This window comes from Lysinibacillus sp. NPDC095746 (genome assembly GCF_044763535.1).
GTDB lineage: Bacteria > Bacillota > Bacilli > Bacillales_A > Planococcaceae > Lysinibacillus.
The window spans coordinates 94505-112342 of sequence record NZ_JBIWGL010000003.1; the positions used below are offsets into that span (position 1 = coordinate 94505).

11 protein-coding genes and 3 pseudogenes are annotated in these 17838 nt (G+C 37.4%); 4 read left to right on the forward strand and 10 right to left on the reverse strand.

The genetic code is table 11. From position 1 onward, the window contains the following. Nucleotides 1–884: 884 nt before the first annotated feature. Entirely contained in the window at nt 885–1550 is a 666-nt protein-coding gene (locus ACIQ7N_RS03510; RefSeq protein ID WP_402930344.1) for a DUF4097 family beta strand repeat-containing protein, read from the reverse strand. Between the two features lie 157 nt (nt 1551–1707). On the opposite strand from ACIQ7N_RS03510, the gene ACIQ7N_RS03515 reads away from it, so the two are divergent. The 4 genes and pseudogenes from ACIQ7N_RS03515 to ACIQ7N_RS03530 all read left to right on the forward strand — a co-directional run. After that, on the forward strand, nt 1708–1860 hold the full coding sequence (locus tag ACIQ7N_RS03515) for a hypothetical protein (protein ID WP_402930345.1): 153 nt from the start codon (nt 1708–1710) through the stop codon (nt 1858–1860). Nucleotides 1861–1877: 17 nt separating this feature from the next. Beyond that, nucleotides 1878–2615, forward strand: coding sequence for a MerR family transcriptional regulator (locus ACIQ7N_RS03520; protein ID WP_402930346.1), 738 nt, complete (start codon nt 1878–1880; stop codon nt 2613–2615). Between the two features lie 34 nt (nt 2616–2649). After that, entirely contained in the window at nt 2650–3306 is a 657-nt protein-coding gene (locus ACIQ7N_RS03525) for a GAP family protein (protein WP_402930348.1), read from the forward strand. Nucleotides 3307–3608: 302 nt separating this feature from the next. Next, nucleotides 3609–3737, forward strand: a pseudogene (locus ACIQ7N_RS03530) (MFS transporter); the annotation flags it as partial. A 289-nt stretch (nt 3738–4026) separates the two neighbouring features. Here ACIQ7N_RS03530 and ACIQ7N_RS03535 read toward each other — a convergent pair. The 9 genes and pseudogenes from ACIQ7N_RS03535 to pyrH all read right to left on the reverse strand — a co-directional run. Beyond that, nucleotides 4027–5430 (reverse strand): annotated as a pseudogene (locus tag ACIQ7N_RS03535) (PolC-type DNA polymerase III); the annotation flags it as partial. Nucleotides 5431–6228: 798 nt separating this feature from the next. Further along, nucleotides 6229–9156 (reverse strand): annotated as a pseudogene (locus ACIQ7N_RS03540) (PolC-type DNA polymerase III); the annotation flags it as partial. A gap of 511 nt (nt 9157–9667) precedes the next feature. Next, nucleotides 9668–11374: a proline--tRNA ligase gene (locus ACIQ7N_RS03545; protein WP_402930349.1), complete on the reverse strand. Its 1707-nt coding sequence runs from the start codon at nt 11372–11374 to the stop codon at nt 9668–9670. Between the two features lie 456 nt (nt 11375–11830). After that, entirely contained in the window at nt 11831–13093 is a 1263-nt protein-coding gene (gene rseP, locus ACIQ7N_RS03550) for an RIP metalloprotease RseP (RefSeq protein ID WP_402930350.1), read from the reverse strand. A gap of 45 nt (nt 13094–13138) precedes the next feature. Beyond that, nucleotides 13139–14284, reverse strand: a complete 1146-nt coding sequence (gene dxr, locus ACIQ7N_RS03555; RefSeq protein ID WP_402930351.1) for a 1-deoxy-D-xylulose-5-phosphate reductoisomerase — start codon at nt 14282–14284, stop codon at nt 13139–13141. Nucleotides 14285–14441: 157 nt separating this feature from the next. Beyond that, nucleotides 14442–15242 carry a phosphatidate cytidylyltransferase gene (locus tag ACIQ7N_RS03560; protein ID WP_402930352.1) on the reverse strand — a complete coding sequence of 267 codons (801 nt, stop codon included), beginning with the start codon at nt 15240–15242 and terminating at the stop codon, nt 14442–14444. After that, nucleotides 15239–16033 carry an undecaprenyl pyrophosphate synthase gene (locus ACIQ7N_RS03565; RefSeq protein ID WP_323652740.1) on the reverse strand — a complete coding sequence of 265 codons (795 nt, stop codon included), beginning with the start codon at nt 16031–16033 and terminating at the stop codon, nt 15239–15241. The genes ACIQ7N_RS03560 and ACIQ7N_RS03565 overlap by 4 nt, the downstream gene beginning before the upstream one ends. A gap of 500 nt (nt 16034–16533) precedes the next feature. Beyond that, nucleotides 16534–17091: a ribosome recycling factor gene (gene frr / locus ACIQ7N_RS03570; RefSeq protein WP_248718172.1), complete on the reverse strand. Its 558-nt coding sequence runs from the start codon at nt 17089–17091 to the stop codon at nt 16534–16536. Beyond that, nucleotides 17091–17816, reverse strand: coding sequence for a UMP kinase (gene pyrH, locus ACIQ7N_RS03575; RefSeq protein WP_132357413.1), 726 nt, complete (start codon nt 17814–17816; stop codon nt 17091–17093). The genes frr and pyrH overlap by 1 nt, the downstream gene beginning before the upstream one ends. Nucleotides 17817–17838 lie beyond the last annotated feature (22 nt).

The window sequence follows — 17838 nt, forward strand, 5'->3', positions numbered from 1 at the left end:
CAAATTCTGGCGTAATAAAACAGAAATTCCACCAGTAGCTTTGGTGAAATTTAACGGTCTTACCTGCTGTTAGTCAAAAATTTGTTTTGCTACGGTATAACAACAGAAAAGAGCGGGAAGGTCCCACTCTTTTGCTGGAAAAATATCAACAAATTATTACCATAAGGATAGCATAGTTTACAGCACAATGCAAATTTCCTTCAACTAGACAACAATTGTCTAAGCCATTGTTATGTCTGAAATTTGAATAGACACTTTATTTAGTCATAAAGAATTCACTTTATCCGTATTATTTGCATGAACATTATATCTGATACCTTAATTTAATCCTACAATTGATATTAGAAAAGTGTCAGCTGAGTAGTATCAGTCATCCCCTCTAAGCAGCCTAGCTGATCTATGATTAATGTTTTAAGAAACACGACCTCGTTGCTATATATATCTTTGTATATCTTTTCTATTAAAGTCAATAGTATTAATTTCTCCCTCTTCATCGTGCGAATGATTGTTAATAGGTAATATAAACTTCTTCTCGATAATAATAAGAAACAATAGGTGAATACATTACTCCGTCTGTTAGTTCTATATTTCATAAGCTCATTCAATTGCCGTTGACACTGCAACTAAGTCTGCAGAGGAACTTGCTAACCCCTTCCTACAGGAATATCACTATTTCTAATGTACCTCCTATTGAGAGGTTATTATCTCTCATAGAAAATAATTAATGATAATTCCGAGATCTTCATTTTTTCCCTAACATTGACCGGACCGTTGATTTTTTGTAATTAGTTCATTTTCATATCTTGTAATACAAAGCACACAATATTGGACATCATGTGAACCCTACTTGAAATTTGGCAGAGACACTTTTTTTAAGCTAATTTTCAGTTCAAATTTACATTTCCTGATTTAGTTTCAATTTTCATTTTATTTTCTCCATTACCTGAGGAACCTTTTAAACCTTTTTTTGTTTGTGTTTTTTCGCTTAAGGACAGGTTTATGGATTGTCTCCCGCTATTTGTAACGATTTCTAAATTTAGATTAGGTTGCTTTTCATCAAAAGTTACTGAGGCATTACCACTTGTAGTTGAAAGTTCAACGTCATCATTTAATTCTTTAAAGTGGAGTTTAATATCGCCACTACTAGATCGTATGTCAATATTATTTTGAACGAGATCCTGTCCAGAAACATTGCCAGAAGATCCATCCAAAATTATTTTCCCCTTAAATTGATGAGGGATTCTCACCTCTAAAGTAGGTTTTTTTTTGAAATTGATTAAGCGTCTAATATCATTACCTAGATTAATTGATAACCGTCTTGATGACTTATCCAATGTTACACCTGGTCCGTTATCATAAGCCGTTAGATAGGTTTCTAATTCACTTTTTTCGCTTGGCCGGACATTAACATCGGTACTTGCAAAATTTATAACGATTTCTTCAACATCTTCTATCGACTCTTTTTTAACACTTACCTCTTTTTCCCCTGATGAACATCCTGCAAGAATGATTACTACTAAAAACAAAATTAAAGCAGATTTTTTTACCATAAAATTTCCTCCTTTAGCCAATTATATAAAATGACGTAAGGTCATTTTCAATCTTTACGCAGAATAATGTTGAAATTAGTTGAAAGTGACCTCGCGTCATCTTTTATACTGAAACTACACCTTTTACATCATTATCAACAGAAGGAGGAAATTCCCTTTGAAAAAAGAAGATATTATTATTTATGCTTGCGTTATTATTGGCGCAGGTATAGCTTTTCAATTTGGTAATGCTATTATTGGAGTGCTTATTGGCCTGGGAATAGGTTACTTATTTAAATCTCTATTTTTCAATACGACGAATAAAGAATAAGGAAGTAGGAATAAACATTGTTACATATTAATGAAGTGAAAAAGATAAGTGGTGTGTCCGTTAGAACCTTAAGATATTATGACCAGATAGAACTACTAAAACCTGCATCAAAAACTCAAGGAGGTCACAGATTATACTCAAATACAGAGTTAAAAAAATTACAGCAAATACAATTTTTAAAAACGATAGGCTTTCAATTAAGTGAAATCAAAATTATGTTAGAGTCTAAAGAATGGGACTGGTCCATTAGTCTAATGAAACAACTATCTTATGTAATAAATGAAAAGGACCGACTCTCAAATATAGAATTTAATTTAAGAGAACTAATAAATGGGATAGCAATTGAAGGAGAGGAATTTAGAATTCAAAAAATTATGAGTTTATATACTAGAGATTCAAAAGATATTCTAACTCATAATAATGATGAATTAAATATTAAAAATGCTGAAGTACTATATAGACTTCCGAATATGTCAAGTAGTGATCCTGATTCTTTAGAGTGGATTGCTCTACTTGGTCAATTAAAAAAACATATGCACCTTGGTTATAGTGCTACACGCATACAAAATATTATTAAAAGGATGGATGTCAAAAAAAGTGAAGATTTTGATGACGAAGATGTTTTTTTAGATACCCTTTGGAAAATTAGAATGTCACCTGAGGAGTCAAAAAAACATAACCTTTATCCTATTGATCAAGAGGTCCTCGATTTTATGGAAAAAGCTTATATTCATTACACCGCTAAGAAGTCATAGTTTTTTATCATAATCTATCGATGTGGAGGAATATATGGAAACAGATATTTTGGTTTATATAGGTGGCTTAGCGCTATTAGACACTTTAAGTCCTACAATAGTTGGTGTTACACTATACCTTATTTTAACAAATAAAAGAAATCTAACTTCAAGATTATTTTTATATTTATTTACAGTTGCACTATTGTATTTCTCATTAGGTGTAGCAATGATGTTAGGGTTACATTATATTATTGAAACCTTCTCTAACATATTTCAAAATAAAATATTCAGTTGGATTATTTTTATAGTAGGGGTTATTTTATTTGTGGGTAGCTTCTTTATCCCGACAAATAAAAAAAATAATATTCCCAAACCTAAAACTCAAAGTATATCCTCAATTATATTTATTGGTATTACAACTTTTTTAATTGAGGCAAGTGCAGCTTTTCCGTACTTTGCTGCTATTGGTTTGTTAACAACAAATAATATACCGTCTTCTCAATGGTTGCCAATTATCGCCACGTATAACATTATTATGGTTTTACCAGCATTACTCATCTTTTTAGGATATAAATTATTTGGAAGTTGGATAAATTCTAAATTAGCTAATCTTCATCATAAACTATCTAACACTTCGAATTCTGCATTATCTTGGATAATGTGCATTGTTGGGTTAATATTAATTTTTAACACTCTAGATTATCTATAATTAAGTGAATCCACAGCCTAAGTTCCCCAATGGAGAGTAGAAATAAAAAGAGCATTGACCGGTGGACTGCCCCCTGTTTTCAATTAGGAACCTATAGATATTTAAAACAGCCAATTGCCGGGATTTGAGCGGTGTCGGCTGTTTAGTTTCGCTCGAATACACGTATAGGAAAACTATTTTCGATAGTTTGAACTTCGATAACCTTCTTAAGCTCTTCTAAACTTATCAAGATTTTTCAGACTTTAGCGGGGAATGAAATGATTCGATGGAGGCATTACCATTGGTTTATACCAATTGAATGTTTTAACTCACTTCGAGACTTACTTGATTCTGGCATTCATGACCGGTTCAGCCATTGCAGGGCTGCTGTTTACGATCGGAACACCTAATATGGCAATTTATTTGAATGCACAGCTTTATTTTTATCAGCGTTTCCGTCGCTCCGAAACTTCTAACACTCAAGGCCGCTTTAATGTAAGTGGACCTTCGTGATACAGCTTAAAAATTCTAACCTCTCTTCTTTAGAAAAGGAATACTTCCTCATAAAAACTCCCCATTTGATAAACAGATTTTATTTTTTAATCTGTTTACTAAATGGGGAGCATATCAAACTTTAGGGGTGCAGGTCCTTCCGTTTTAGAAGGTGATAAAGCTTTTTATCCTGTAAATCAGAAATGGTTACTAATTTCATCCGCATAAGTGCCACTTTTCTTAAAGCTTTTAGAAAAGTGATAATTGATTTGCATCAGGCATTCCTTCTAAACAACCCAATTGATCCATGTATTCAATCAATGTCTTGGATACTCGACCTCGTTGTTGTAAATCTTCCTTCGATAAAAATTCTCCGTCCTCACGTGCTGCCACAATTTGTTTAGCAACGTTTGTACCAAGTCCAGGAATCGCATCGAATGGTGGAATTAAAGAGTTCCCATCAATGATAAATTCACTAGCCTGCGAACGATATAAGTCTACCTTCTGGAAGCTCATACCACGCTCACACATTTCAAGTGCTAGTTCCATCACAGTTAATAGGTTTTTTTCTTTTGTTGAAGCATCTAAGCCTTTTATATTGATTTCATCAATTTTTGCACGAATCATTTGCGAGCCCTGTACCATGGCAATTAAATCAAAATCATCTGCACGGACTGTGAAATATGCTGCATAATAAAGAATCGGGAAATGTACTTTAAACCATGCAATACGAACAGCCATTAACACATAAGCTGCTGCATGGGCTTTCGGGAACATATATTTTATCTTTTTACATGAATCGATATACCAACCTGGTACTTTATTTGCTAGCATTTCTGCCTCAAACTCTTCAGATAAACCTTTCCCTTTACGTACGGACTCCATAATTTTAAATGCCAGCGAAGGTTCTAGCCCTTGGTAAATTAAATACACCATAATATCATCACGACAGCCAATTACTTCTTTCAGCACACATGTACCGTTTTGAATTAACTCCTGCGCGTTACCAAGCCATACGTCTGTTCCGTGTGAAAGTCCTGAAATTTGCACAAGCTCTGAGAATGTTGATGGCTTCGTATCTTCAAGCATTTGACGAACAAAACGAGTACCGAACTCAGGAATACCGAGTGTCCCGGTCTTACAGCCGATTTGTTTTTCTGTTACACCTAAAGATTCTGGAGTACTAAAGATTTTCATAACGACTGGATCATCTGTTGGAATCGTTTTTGGATCTATCCCTGATAGATCCTGCAACATCCGAATTACAGTCGGGTCATCGTGTCCAAGAATATCAAGCTTTAAAATATTATCGTGAATGGAATGGAAATCAAAATGCGTCGTACGCCATTCTGCATCCTGTGCATCTGCAGGGAATTGTACTGGTGAGAAGTCATAAATATCCATATAATCTGGTACTACGATAATCCCCCCAGGGTGTTGTCCTGTTGTACGTTTTACACCTGTACAGCCTTGCACTAAGCGATCTACCTCTGCACCGCGGAAATGTAAGTTGTTATCACTAGCATAGCCCTTTACATAGCCATACGCTGTTTTTTCCGCAACTGTTCCGATTGTTCCAGCACGATATACATAATCCTCACCGAATAGTACCTTCGTATAGTTATGAGCTTGTGGTTGATATTCACCAGAAAAGTATGACGATAGGTAAGCATTTGATATGATCTCCAGCTTTTCCCCCGTCCCACACCGTACGTGACCCTTTCGGCGTCATACGGCGTTCCATCGTTAACTTTGTTGAAATTTATAAACTAAGCTTTGGATTTCCTACTTTTGTTTCAACGTTAACGACTTGTGCCCTTCCCTCTGAAATGTTTTTCCCTCCGACTTATTGGTTATTCAGTCATCAACAGCATTTCTTCGTCGGTACTACGGCACTACTGCCACTCCTTTAAAGTATGTTATAGCGATTTGCCTTTCCATACACCGTCGTCATTGAAGTGCAACCTTCTCTTACGTTAGGAGCTTCACACGTTCCACTATTTCTATCTGTACATAATTCCCGTAGGTTCCCTCTAAATTCCGCTAGGCAAAGATTGTGCCTGTAACACAATATGGATTTTCATAACCTAACACTTACTCATCCACACCTAGAAGTCCTAACTGGACCCCGTAGCATTTCTACTACGTGACATTCACGAAAAGTCAGTCAAGGGTTCGTCTCGGTTATTCTACCGCTTCTAACCATAGGAATTTTATAGACGCCAGACCTATCATTCACAAGAGATTTCTATCCCTTTTTCCACAGCCGAACTGTTTGGGTGAACTTCAGCCTACTTTAACGAGCTTCAAACGTTTTGGTGTTTGCAATACCGTCCACGCTTGTCGTAGCTTTAGCGAGTGTGTTTCAAGACGTTACTCTCTCATTCCACACTTTGAAATAGCAGTTCTACCAATTAAGGTGGTTAACCTTTTCAGTTAACAACGTGTCGCACTCAAATCGATATCAGGTACCTTATCTCCTTTAAAGCCAAGGAACGTTTCGAATGGGATATCCTGCCCATCTTTTTTATACGGTGTTCCACATTCCGTACAATCTTTATTTGGTAAGTCAAAGCCTGAGCTTACTGAACCATCATTAAAAAACTCGGAATGCTTACAATTTGGACAAATATAATGAGGTGGAAGTGGATTTACTTCAGTAATCTCCATAAAGGTCGCTACTAACGAAGATCCAACAGATCCACGAGAACCTACTAAATAGCCATCCGCTAATGATTTTTTCACAAGCTTCGCTGAAATTAAATAAATTACGCCGAAACCATGGCCTAAAATTGACTTTAATTCCTTTTCAATTCGGGCCTTCACGATTTCTGGTAGTTCTTCTCCATATATAAGATGTGCCATTTCATAGGTTAAATTTGTAACCTCATCATCGGAGCCTTCAATTTTTGGTGTATATAAATCATCTTTAATCGGCTTAACATCACCAATCATATTTGCGACTTTTTGAGAATTGGTGACAACGACTTCCTTCGCAAGATCCGGCCCTAAAAAATCAAATTCTTCAAGCATTTCATTAGTCGTTCTAAAATGAACTTCAGGTAGCTTTGATCTATTTAAGATGTTGGCACCACCTTGAGAGCCAATTAGTATTTGTCTAAACATCCCATCTGTCGGATCTAAGTAATGGACATTACCGGTAGCTACAACCGGTTTATCCATTTTCTTCCCGAGCTTTACAAGCTTGCGAATAATATCTTCAAGTGTCCATTCATCACGGATGACATTGCGCTCAATTAACGGTGCATACACTGCTTTTGGTTGAACTTCAATATAATCATAAAATCTTGCAACTTGCTCTGCTTCCTCTGGGGATTTATTCATCATCGTCTCGAATAATTCGCCATTACTACAACCTGATCCGACTAATAAACCTTCTCTATATTGCTCAAGAACCGCTCGTGTTACACGAGGTACACGATAGAAAGTTTTTGTATGGGAGTGGCTGACTATTTTAAATAAATTTTTTAATCCAGCATTATCTACCGCTAATATTGTGCAATGCATTGGTCGTCCCTTTTTATATGCATCTCCACCACCAACATGCTTATTAAAGTCGTCGTGGTATTTAATATCTAATTCGGTTGCATCTTTTAGCAGCTGTAAAAGTAAATAACCCGTTGCCTCTGTATCATAAATAGCTCGGTGATGCTGGGTTAATTCAATATTGAATTTTTTACAAAGCGTATTTAAACGATGGTTTTTCATCGTTGGATACAGCATTCTCGCAAGCTCCAACGTATCAATAACTGGGTGAACCGTTCCCTCTAGCCCATATTTTTTATAGCCTGTGTATAAAAAGCCCATATCAAACGATGCATTATGGGCTACGACTATGCTATCTCCGATAAATTCATGGAACTCCTTAATGACTTGTTCTACTTCTGGCGCGTTACGTACCATATCATCTGTAATACCTGTCAGCTCAATGGTCGTTGCTGAAAGTGGATGATGTGGATTGGCAAAGCTTTCGTATTTGTCTATAACATTTCCATCTTGAATTTTAACTGCAGCTAGCTCAATAATAGTATCGTAAGCAGTAGATAAACCTGTCGTCTCTACGTCAAACACGACATAAGTAGTATCAGCTAATAATCGATTCTCAGGTGCATAAGCAATCGGTACACCGTCATCTACTAAATTAGCCTCCAAGCCATATATAACTTTTATACCATGCTTTTTCCCTGCTGAATAAGCCTCTGGGAAGGATTGCACAACAGCATGGTCAGTAATAGCCACGGCCGGATGACCCCACTTTGCCGCCTGCGCAACGAGTCTTTCAACTGGTGTCACGGCGTCCATTTGACTCATTGGTGTATGCAAATGTAATTCAACTCGTTTTTCTCCCTCTGGCGCCGTATCCTGTCGTGTTTCTTTTTTGATTTCATTGATATCATTTGCCATAACGATTAAATCACGAATGAATGTGTCAGTTTGTACAGAGCCTCGGACTTTTACCCACATGCCTTTTTTCAAATGCTTCATTAGTTCTGCATCATCATTATCACGTGAGAACATTTTTACTACGATAGAATCCGTATAATCAGTGATTTTAATTTGTAATAAAGAGCGACCACTTTTCAGCTCCCTAATTTCCGTATCAAAAACAAAACCTTCTATGATAACACGGCGTTCTTCCTCAACAATGCGTTTAATTTCCATTGTTTCATCATCTTTAATTAACATACCAAGCTGGAATGGGCGGTCACCAAGGTTCGCAATAGCTGGATTGTCTTTCTTGTCCTGCTCACGTTTTTGGTAATCTTGTATCGCTTGTTGGGCTAAAGCTGCTTCCTCTAAACGCCTCTGTTCCATGAAAGCTTCCTGTGCCGCGATCATTTCTTCCGTTTGATCTTGAAGCATAAAATCTATCACAATGTGTGGAAAGCCAAATTGACTATAGCTTTCGGAAAGCTTTTCTGCATACTTTGTTTTCAGCATCATAAATTCCATTTCTTGCATGCAAGATAAAGTGATTTTTTGCCCATTCCACATAGGCATTTGCGATGCTAGACAATGTTTTAAGGGTGGCGCCATCTCATCTATTTGTTCTACTACTGTTAACCAATATTGTTGGACAAGTTCTTCGGTAACATTTTTCTCTACCGTATCAAAAGTTGTGTGGATTTGAGCGATAGCTGAAAATTTTTCAGTCAACCGAGTACGAAATAGTTGGTATAGCGGAAAAGGAAGTACGTCTCGTAATTTAATGGTAAAATTCCATAGCCTGTTCTTTTTGTTTACAGTTAGGCGTGATAATTCACCTTCTTCAAAAAAGGACATATACACATCATCTGTTAACTCTAGTTGTTGCAAGAGCATTTGAAACTTCGTTCTTGCTTCTTGTTGCTGTTCCAATCTATTGACACCTACTTTCAGAAAGAGGCAGTCTTAAAAGCCCCTTGTTTTATTTCCTCACCAACGTTTACGAACCAAAGAAAAAATTCGCTCCCTTTCCGCGGGCGACTGTCAAGCCTCACAAATCCTAAACATCTATGAATTCATGCTTGGCTCGCTGTCCCCGAGAAGTGGCGCGAATTGTTTATCTATTTAATGCCATTTCATCCTTTTTGGGACAAGCATATCTAAAGGAAAATCAATTATTCCGGAATCGGCTTGGCACTTAGATCTGCATATGCAGGTCAGTAGCCGTTATCGAAATCGATGAATTTAGGCTAGCAACCTTAGCTCCTTTCCGATTCCATGCTTTAGGCCATCACGAAGTTGGACACTCAGTCGTTGCAACAGGATGTGGCGTTCTTAGACTGAGTTCCTCTATTTCAGCGGGCGCTAGGACACCCACTGAAAAGTAGTTCAAACCCGCATTTATCTCACCACCGTTGAGGTGTGAGACTTCAGCTAAAAGGAGTTAATTTTTGCGGAAAAATTCATTTAAGCGATCAATGACCTCTTCTTTTTTCCATTCGAACGTTTCACCTGTTTGACGGAATTTAACCTCAACAATACCTTCTGTTGCTTTTTTACCTACTGTTACTCGGACCGGTAAGCCAATTAAGTCAGCATCTGCGAATTTAACCCCAGCGCGCTCAGCACGATCATCTAATAGCACATCATAACGGTATGATTTTAATAAGCCATATAGCTCATCAGCTAAGGCAACCTGTGTTTCATCCTTGGTATTAACAGGGACAACATGGATATCATATGGCGCTAATTGTGTTGGCCAAACAAAACCATTTTCATCTTGGAAATGCTCTGCAACAGCAGCTAAAATACGTGATACACCAATACCATAGCATCCCATGATAAACGGTTGTGATTTACCTTGTTCGTCTAAGAATGTACCATTCATTTTTGCAGAGTAAGTCGTTCCTAATTTGAAAATATGACCAACCTCGATACCTTCTGCAAATTTGATTAATCCTTGTCCATCTGGAGATGGATCACCCTCTTGAATAAAACGAATATCTAAGTATTCATTCACTGCAAAATCACGCTCTGGATTAGCATTAACTAAATGGAAACCATCTTCATTTGCACCAGCTACACCGTTACGTATAGATTTAATAGCATTGTCAGCCACTACTTTGACGTCTACTGGTAATTTAACAGGACCGATAGAACCAACTCCACAGCCTAATAAATCAAGGATTGCCGCTTCACTAGCAAGTTCAACAGAACCAGCATCAAGCGCATTTTTCAGCTTAATATCATTAATTTCGTGATCTCCACGAGCAAGGACAACAACTAATTCACCGTCAACATCAAATACTAATGATTTAATGACATTTGAAGGCTCAACATTTAAGAAAGCTGATACTTCTTCGATTGTTTTTTGGTCTGGTGTTGCCACTTTTTCAAGCTCTTTTAATGCTTCATCTGATGGTTGATAGTCTACAAGAACTTCTGCCATTTCGATGTTTGCAGCATAATTAGACGTGTCAGAGTATGCAATTGTATCTTCCCCAATTTCAGAAAGCACCATAAATTCATGCGTACCTTTCCCACCAATCGAGCCTGAATCTGCAATAACTGCACGATAGTTTAAACCTAGACGAGAGAAAATATTTGAATAAGCACGATACATATCATCATATGTTTCATCCAAACTTTCACGTGATGCATGGAAAGAGTATGCATCTTTCATAATAAACTCTCTGCCTCGTAGTAAACCAAAGCGAGGACGTTTTTCATCACGGAATTTAGTTTGAATTTGATAAAGTGTTAGCGGTAATTTTTTATACGATTTAATTTCATCGCGTACTAAAGTTGTGATCACTTCTTCATGAGTTGGCCCTAATGCGAAATCACGATCATGACGGTCCTTTAAACGCATTAATTCTGGACCGTATTTTTCCCAGCGGCCTGATTCCTGCCAAAGTTCCGCAGATTGTAATGAAGGCATTAAAAGCTCAATAGAATTGATCGCTTCCATCTCTTCACGAATAATATTTTCTATTTTTGTTAACACACGTTTTGCAAGCGGTAAATACGAGTATACCCCACTTGTATTTTGACGAATAAACCCTGCACGTAGTAATTGCTTATGTGATTTTACCTCTGCATCAGCAGGTATTTCACGTAGCGTTGGGATAAATGTTTTACTTTGCTTCATTCAGTGTTCCACCTTTTTAATAGATAAGTTTTATACTCTAATTAGCATAAACAAATTTAGCTTTGAACGCAATGTTTCAAAAAAATTGCGCTCAAAGCTATGTTTTTTCAATCCATTTTCACCTTAGCATGCTTGCCTTGGCATCTTCTAACTATATTTCACTTGAAAAACTTAACTTAACTTCATTTATTTAGCTCAATTATACCTCTGCATAATAGCTTCCGGAATCAGCTTTGTGCTTTAGCCGTGATGCAGGTCAGTCAGCCGTTATCGCATGGATGCAATAATTTTAGGTGACATCCACTGAGAGGCATTAGGCCAACAAATGTTTTTTGCGCGAAAGCATAGTGCTAACGCAGCGCAGCAACATGTTTTTTGCCTACGCGACAGCGGCATCGATGTGACGTGGCGTTCTTAGACTGAGTTCCTCTATGTCAGCGGATGTTTGGCATGTGCTTAAAAGAAAAATCGTTGTATATCATTCCATGTAACTACGACCATTAAGATCATCAATAGTACGATACCGACAAAATGCACAAGACCCTCTTTTTGACGATCAATAGGTTTACCTCTTACTGCTTCGAAGCCAAAGAATAATAGACGACCACCGTCAAGTGCTGGAAGCGGCAGTAAGTTCATAATACCAAGGTTAATACTTAACATCGCAGCCCATTTCATTAAATTGATGAATCCATATTGAGCGACTTGCTCTGTCGCTTTATAAATTCCAACTGGACCTGATAGCGCATCTATCGTGAATTTACCAGTAATTAACATGCCGAGCAATTCAAATATTCGAGCAGTCATATTATAAGTTTCTTGAGCGCCATAAACAACAGCCTTTAATGGATTAAATTCACGTGGGCTCTCATACTTAACCCCTATTTGACCATATTTATCGCCATTTTGTACTATTTCTTTTACCTTCATATTTAGGTTAACTTGCTGACCATTTCGATCAACTGTTACAGTAATATTTTCACCTGGGTGATCTTGTACAATAGCAGCTAGGTCTTGCCATTTATTAACTACTTGTCCATTAATGCCAACTACTTTATCACCTGCAAGCATTCCTGCTTGTGCAGCTGAATCATTATCTACAACTTCTGTAATGATTGGCTCATACGTAGGTACACCATGAATTAATCCAATCAGCATATAAATAATAAACGCTAATATAAAGTTAAATAACGGGCCTGCAAAGATTGCCATAGCTCGTTGACCGACTGTCTTAGCGTTAAATTGACGATCGTATGGTGCAATTAACGTTTCTTTTCCGTTTTCTACGAGCATACAATCTCTTGCAACATTATAACGAACTAATTTTTCCTCTTCATCATAGCCTTCTACAAACAAATCCTTTTCTAAATCGGCATGCTCAACTTCTAAAAATAACAAATCCGGTAATTGCTTATTATTTTGATTAAAGATAATTTTCTTTACAACATTATCTTCATCTACAATAAGCCCTACTCGATAGCCCGGCTGTAATTCGGCGCCATCCATGTCCTCACCCGCCATACGCACATAACCGCCGATCGGCAATAAACGTATCGTATAGATTGTTTCACCATGTGTTTTTCCATAAATTTTTGGTCCCATACCGATTGCAAATTCCCGAACCATAATTCCTGCTCGTTTCGCGAATAAGAAGTGACCAAATTCATGGAAGAATACAAGTAGGCCAAATATTAAAATAAATGCAATAGCTGTTTGCATAAAACCCCACCTTTAAAAGCGAATAGTTAACGATATTTTCTCTCTTTATTTTACCATGTCTAACACTGTTTTTCTCGTTTCCCTGTCCACATGCAAAATTGTTTGTAAATCTGGCACTAATATGTTGTTATGTGCTTGCATTACACGCTCAATCGTTTCGTCAATTTCAAGGAATGTTATTTTCCCTTGTAAAAATGCCGCAACTGCAGCTTCATTTGCTGCATTCATCGCTGTTAAAATTGTACCGCCTGTGCGCCCAGCCTCATATGCTAGTCGCAATGCTGGATAACGTTCCATATCCATTTCTTTAAAATGTAGCTGACCAATTTGTGCTAAATTAAGTCGTTGTCCGTTATGTAGCGGCATACGATCTGGGTAACTTAATGCATATTGGATAGGTACACGCATGTCCGGCGTACCTAGCTGTGCAATGACACTAGTATCATGATACTCAACTAGGGAGTGAATAATACTTTCTCTATGCAAAAGTACATCAATTTTATCATAAGGCATATTAAATAACACATGTGCTTCAATGACTTCTAGCCCTTTATTCATCATTGTAGCTGAATCTATCGTAATTTTCGCACCCATTGACCAGTTCGGGTGATTTAGTGCATCTGCAACCGTTACATACTTCAATTCCTCGCGTGTTTTGTCACGGAAGCTCCCACCAGAAGCCGTAATAATTAATCGTTCAATATTTTTCGGATTCTCACCATTCATCGATTGGAAAATCGCAGAATGCTCACTATCAACGGGTAAAATTGCTGCGTTATATTTCTTAGCCTCTGCCATCACTAAATGGCCAGCGGTTACAAGTGTTTCTTTATTGGCAATGGCAATTGTTTTGCCCATGCGAATTGCAGCTAATGTCGATTCTAGTCCAACACTTCCAAGAACCGCGTTTACTAGCACTGTCGAATCAGGATGTGTAGCGACCTCTACAAGCCCTTTTGCACCAAACGTAAAGTATACTTGTGGATATTCTTTAGCGAGCATAATGGCATCTTCTTCTAATTGAACAGATACAAGCTCAGGCTTTAAAGTTTCAATCATTTCACGAGTTTTTTCGATGTTTTTTCCTGAAGAAAACGCTACTAAATGAAAGGCATCGCGTTGTTCTTTTAAAATATCATAGGTTTGCCAACCGATTGAACCAGTTGCACCAAGTAAACTAATTTTTTTCACGACGAGTTGTCCCCTTTTTCTATCTCAGCAAAAATGATATAGCACGATTATTACCACTCTGTTTAGCGGTAAATGCTATGGTTATGGCTCATCACCATAAGTATTGTAGTTCCGACTAGACTCTTTCCAAGAAGAGTCCAACGAGCCGCTATTGTTCCTAGTTACCAAAAAGATGTAAAAAATGGAGTAAAGGCACGACAAATAATAGACTATCAAAGCGATCTAAAATACCGCCATGGCCAGGTAAAATATTGCCGGAATCCTTTACGTCAAAATGACGCTTGATAGCCGATTCCACTAAATCGCCCATTTGACCAATAATTGACGCAAAAATTGTGATGAAAATAAGTGAGACATAGCCGTTCGCAAACGGATAAATTGCCTGCATCCCAACAGCAAAGATTACAGCAATGACAATTCCCCCAATAAAACCTTCCACGGTTTTCTTCGGTGAAATTTCTGGCCATAGCTTATTTTTGCCTAGTTTTCTTCCTACAAAATATGCACCTGAGTCAGTTGTCCAAACTACAAGTAAACAATATACGACAAACTCTAGACCATAGCTTCGTGTTTCGATTAAGTAATGGAAGCCTAACCCGACATAAAACGCACCTAATAATATAAATGCAACTTCATCGAATGTAATTTTATTTTTTACAAGGACTACATATATGAGTAATAGCATCATTAGACCATACACAACCATTAAATTGGAGGAATAGCCAATTGCATCTACTACCTTATTTGACCAGTCTGTTGGTATAACAAGAAGTATTAATGTTAGTAACCCTAAAAAACCAGGTACTGAAAAAAGGGAAATACCTTTCATTTTTAGTATTTCATAAAAGCCGACAACAGCCATTGCAAGCACAAGTATTGTAAATGGCACTTTTCCATAAATAACGAATGGAATAAATAGTGCTGCTGCAATTATTGCTGTAATAATTCGTTGTTTCAAGTTGTTTCTTCTCCCTTCAACCCACCGTAACGGCGATTACGTTTCTGGTAGTTTTCCACCGCTGCCAGTAAGTTTTCCTCGCTAAAATCTGGCCACAATGTATCTGTAAACCAAAATTCTGTATAGGCGAGCTGCCATAACATAAAGTTGCTTAATCGCACTTCACCACTTGTACGGATTAATAAATCTGGCTCAGGCAAATGAGCCGTCATTAAATGAGATGTCAAGCATTCCTCTGTTATGTCTTGCATCGTTAGTTGACCATCCTGCACCTTCTGAAGCATTGTTTTCATGGCGTTAACCATTTCTGAACGACTTCCATAATTCAGAGCAAAATTTAGAATTAAACCTGTATTATGCTTCGTCTCCTCCATCGCTTCATACAACGCTTTTTGCGTATGTGCAGGTAATAAAGATGGATCTCCTATCATCTCAACACGTACATTGCGTTCCATCATTTCAGGTAAAAAGGAACCTAAAAATTCTACAGGTAAACGCATTAGGAAATCGACCTCCGGTTTTGGTCGCTTCCAATTTTCTGTAGAGAATGCGTACACCGTTAAAACTTTAATACCAAGATCTGACGCAAATCTAGTTACCTTTCGTACCGTCTTCATACCTTCATGGTGCCCAGCAACACGTGGCATGGCACGTTTCTTTGCCCAACGTCCATTTCCGTCCATAATAATCGCTACATGGGCAGGAATCGGCTCGTTTTTAGCAAGGGCAACACGTTCCTCCAATGATAGTGAATCTATATTTATTTGTTTACCTAATAGCTTTTTAAACATGCTAACTCCCCCACTACAACTAATCGGACGTATACTAACCTATCATAACAAACAAAAGCGCGTTTTGTCTTTTTTTTCCCTCTAAATTGACTATGTATGAACTACCTTATTTTAGAACTACACACATTTAAGATATCACCATATGTTGAGTTAAACGAACATCAACTTATCAACCTTTGGTGATGAACTTTTTTTGTAGAGGGGCTTTTAAGACTTTTATCACGCCCACTCTATTGAAGGGGTGATTGTTTCCCTTATTTTGTTCATAATAATGTATTTTTAGTTCACGTTAAGAATAGTTCTTCTTAATCTTAAATGAAAGCAAAAGTAGATGAAAGATATTTCCCTTAAAACCATTAAAGATGCTCTGTCTCGGTAAGTATTTGTATACCTGCCTGAATGAAGATACTTTAACAGTAAAGAGAAAAGACGTCCTTTATATATATAGGACGCCTTCATCTCATCAAAAAGTTCCATCATAGATATGCAAAACGAGTTGCTTACACTTCTAGAATTTCTTTTTCTTTTTCTTTCGTCACTTGATCTACTTTAACGATGAATTCATCTGTTAATTTTTGAATATCTTCACCGTAGCCACGTAGATCATCTTCTGTGATTTCGCCAGCTTTTTCAAGTTTTTTTAGATCATCATTCGCATCGCGACGAACATTACGTACAGCGATTTTTGCATCCTCTGCTTCTTTTTTCACTTGCTTTACAAGATCTTTACGACGATCTTCTGTTAAAGCAGGAATCATTAAACGAATAACAGATCCATCATTTGTTGGTGTAATACCAATATCTGATTTCATAATTGCTTTTTCGATTTCACCTAAAATTGTTTTGTCGTAAGGTGTAATAACTAATAAGCGTGCTTCTGGTACCGAAACACCCCCTAGCTGATTAATCGGTGTTGGTGCACCATAATAATCAACCGTAATGCGATCTAATAAAGCTGCGTTTGCACGACCTGCACGGATTGAAGATAGTTCACGTGAAAAAGCAGCAATTGTTTTGTTCATTTTTTCTTTAGCTTGTTCTAAAACTTGTTTAGCCATTATGCATTCCTCCTAACAACTGTTCCAATTTTTTCGCCTTGTACGGCACGTTTAATATTACCTGGTTCCGTAATTGAGAAGACAATTAACGGAATATCGTTATCCATACATAAAGTAGAAGCTGTAGAATCCATTACTTGTAAGCCTTGTTGGATAACGTCTAAGTAAGTGAGTGTATCATATTTAATGGCAGTTGCATCTACTTTTGGATCTGCAGAATAAACACCATCTACATTATTTTTTGCCATTAAAATCGCATCTGCATCGATTTCAGCTGCACGTAACGCAGCTGTAGTATCAGTAGAGAAGAATGGGTTACCAGTACCTGCTGCAAAAATAACTACACGTTTTTTCTCTAGATGACGAACTGCTTTACGGCGAATATATGGCTCGGCTACTTGTGTCATGACGATAGAAGATTGCACACGTGTTTCAATTCCTAATTTCTCTAGTGCATCTTGTAACGCTAAAGAGTTCATAACCGTTGCTAGCATACCCATATAATCGGCTGCTGCACGATCCATTCCCATTTCGCTACCGATCTTTCCACGCCATATATTACCGCCACCTACAACAACAGCAACTTCTACATCAAGATCTACTACTTCTTTTACCTGTTCTGCAACAGACTTGATAATTTTTGGTGATAAACCGAAGCCCGCTTCCCCAGCTAACGCTTCACCACTTAATTTTATAACTACTCGATTATATTGTGGCACACTCATTGTAAACCTCCGTCAGACTTTA

What these genes read in the sequence shown, in the direction of transcription:
- ACIQ7N_RS03510 (WP_402930344.1), bottom strand. Translation starts at nt 1,550, where the DNA reads ATGGTAAAAAAATCTGCTTTAATTTTGTTTTTAGTAGTAATCATTCTT.
- ACIQ7N_RS03525 (WP_402930348.1), top strand. Translation starts at nt 2,650, where the DNA reads ATGGAAACAGATATTTTGGTTTATATAGGTGGCTTAGCGCTATTAGAC.
- ACIQ7N_RS03545 (WP_402930349.1), bottom strand. Translation starts at nt 11,374, where the DNA reads ATGAAGCAAAGTAAAACATTTATCCCAACGCTACGTGAAATACCTGCT.
- rseP (WP_402930350.1), bottom strand. Translation starts at nt 13,093, where the DNA reads ATGCAAACAGCTATTGCATTTATTTTAATATTTGGCCTACTTGTATTC.
- ACIQ7N_RS03565 (WP_323652740.1), bottom strand. Translation starts at nt 16,033, where the DNA reads ATGTTTAAAAAGCTATTAGGTAAACAAATAAATATAGATTCACTATCA.
- frr (WP_248718172.1), bottom strand. Translation starts at nt 17,091, where the DNA reads ATGGCTAAACAAGTTTTAGAACAAGCTAAAGAAAAAATGAACAAAACA.
- pyrH (WP_132357413.1), bottom strand. Translation starts at nt 17,816, where the DNA reads ATGAGTGTGCCACAATATAATCGAGTAGTTATAAAATTAAGTGGTGAA.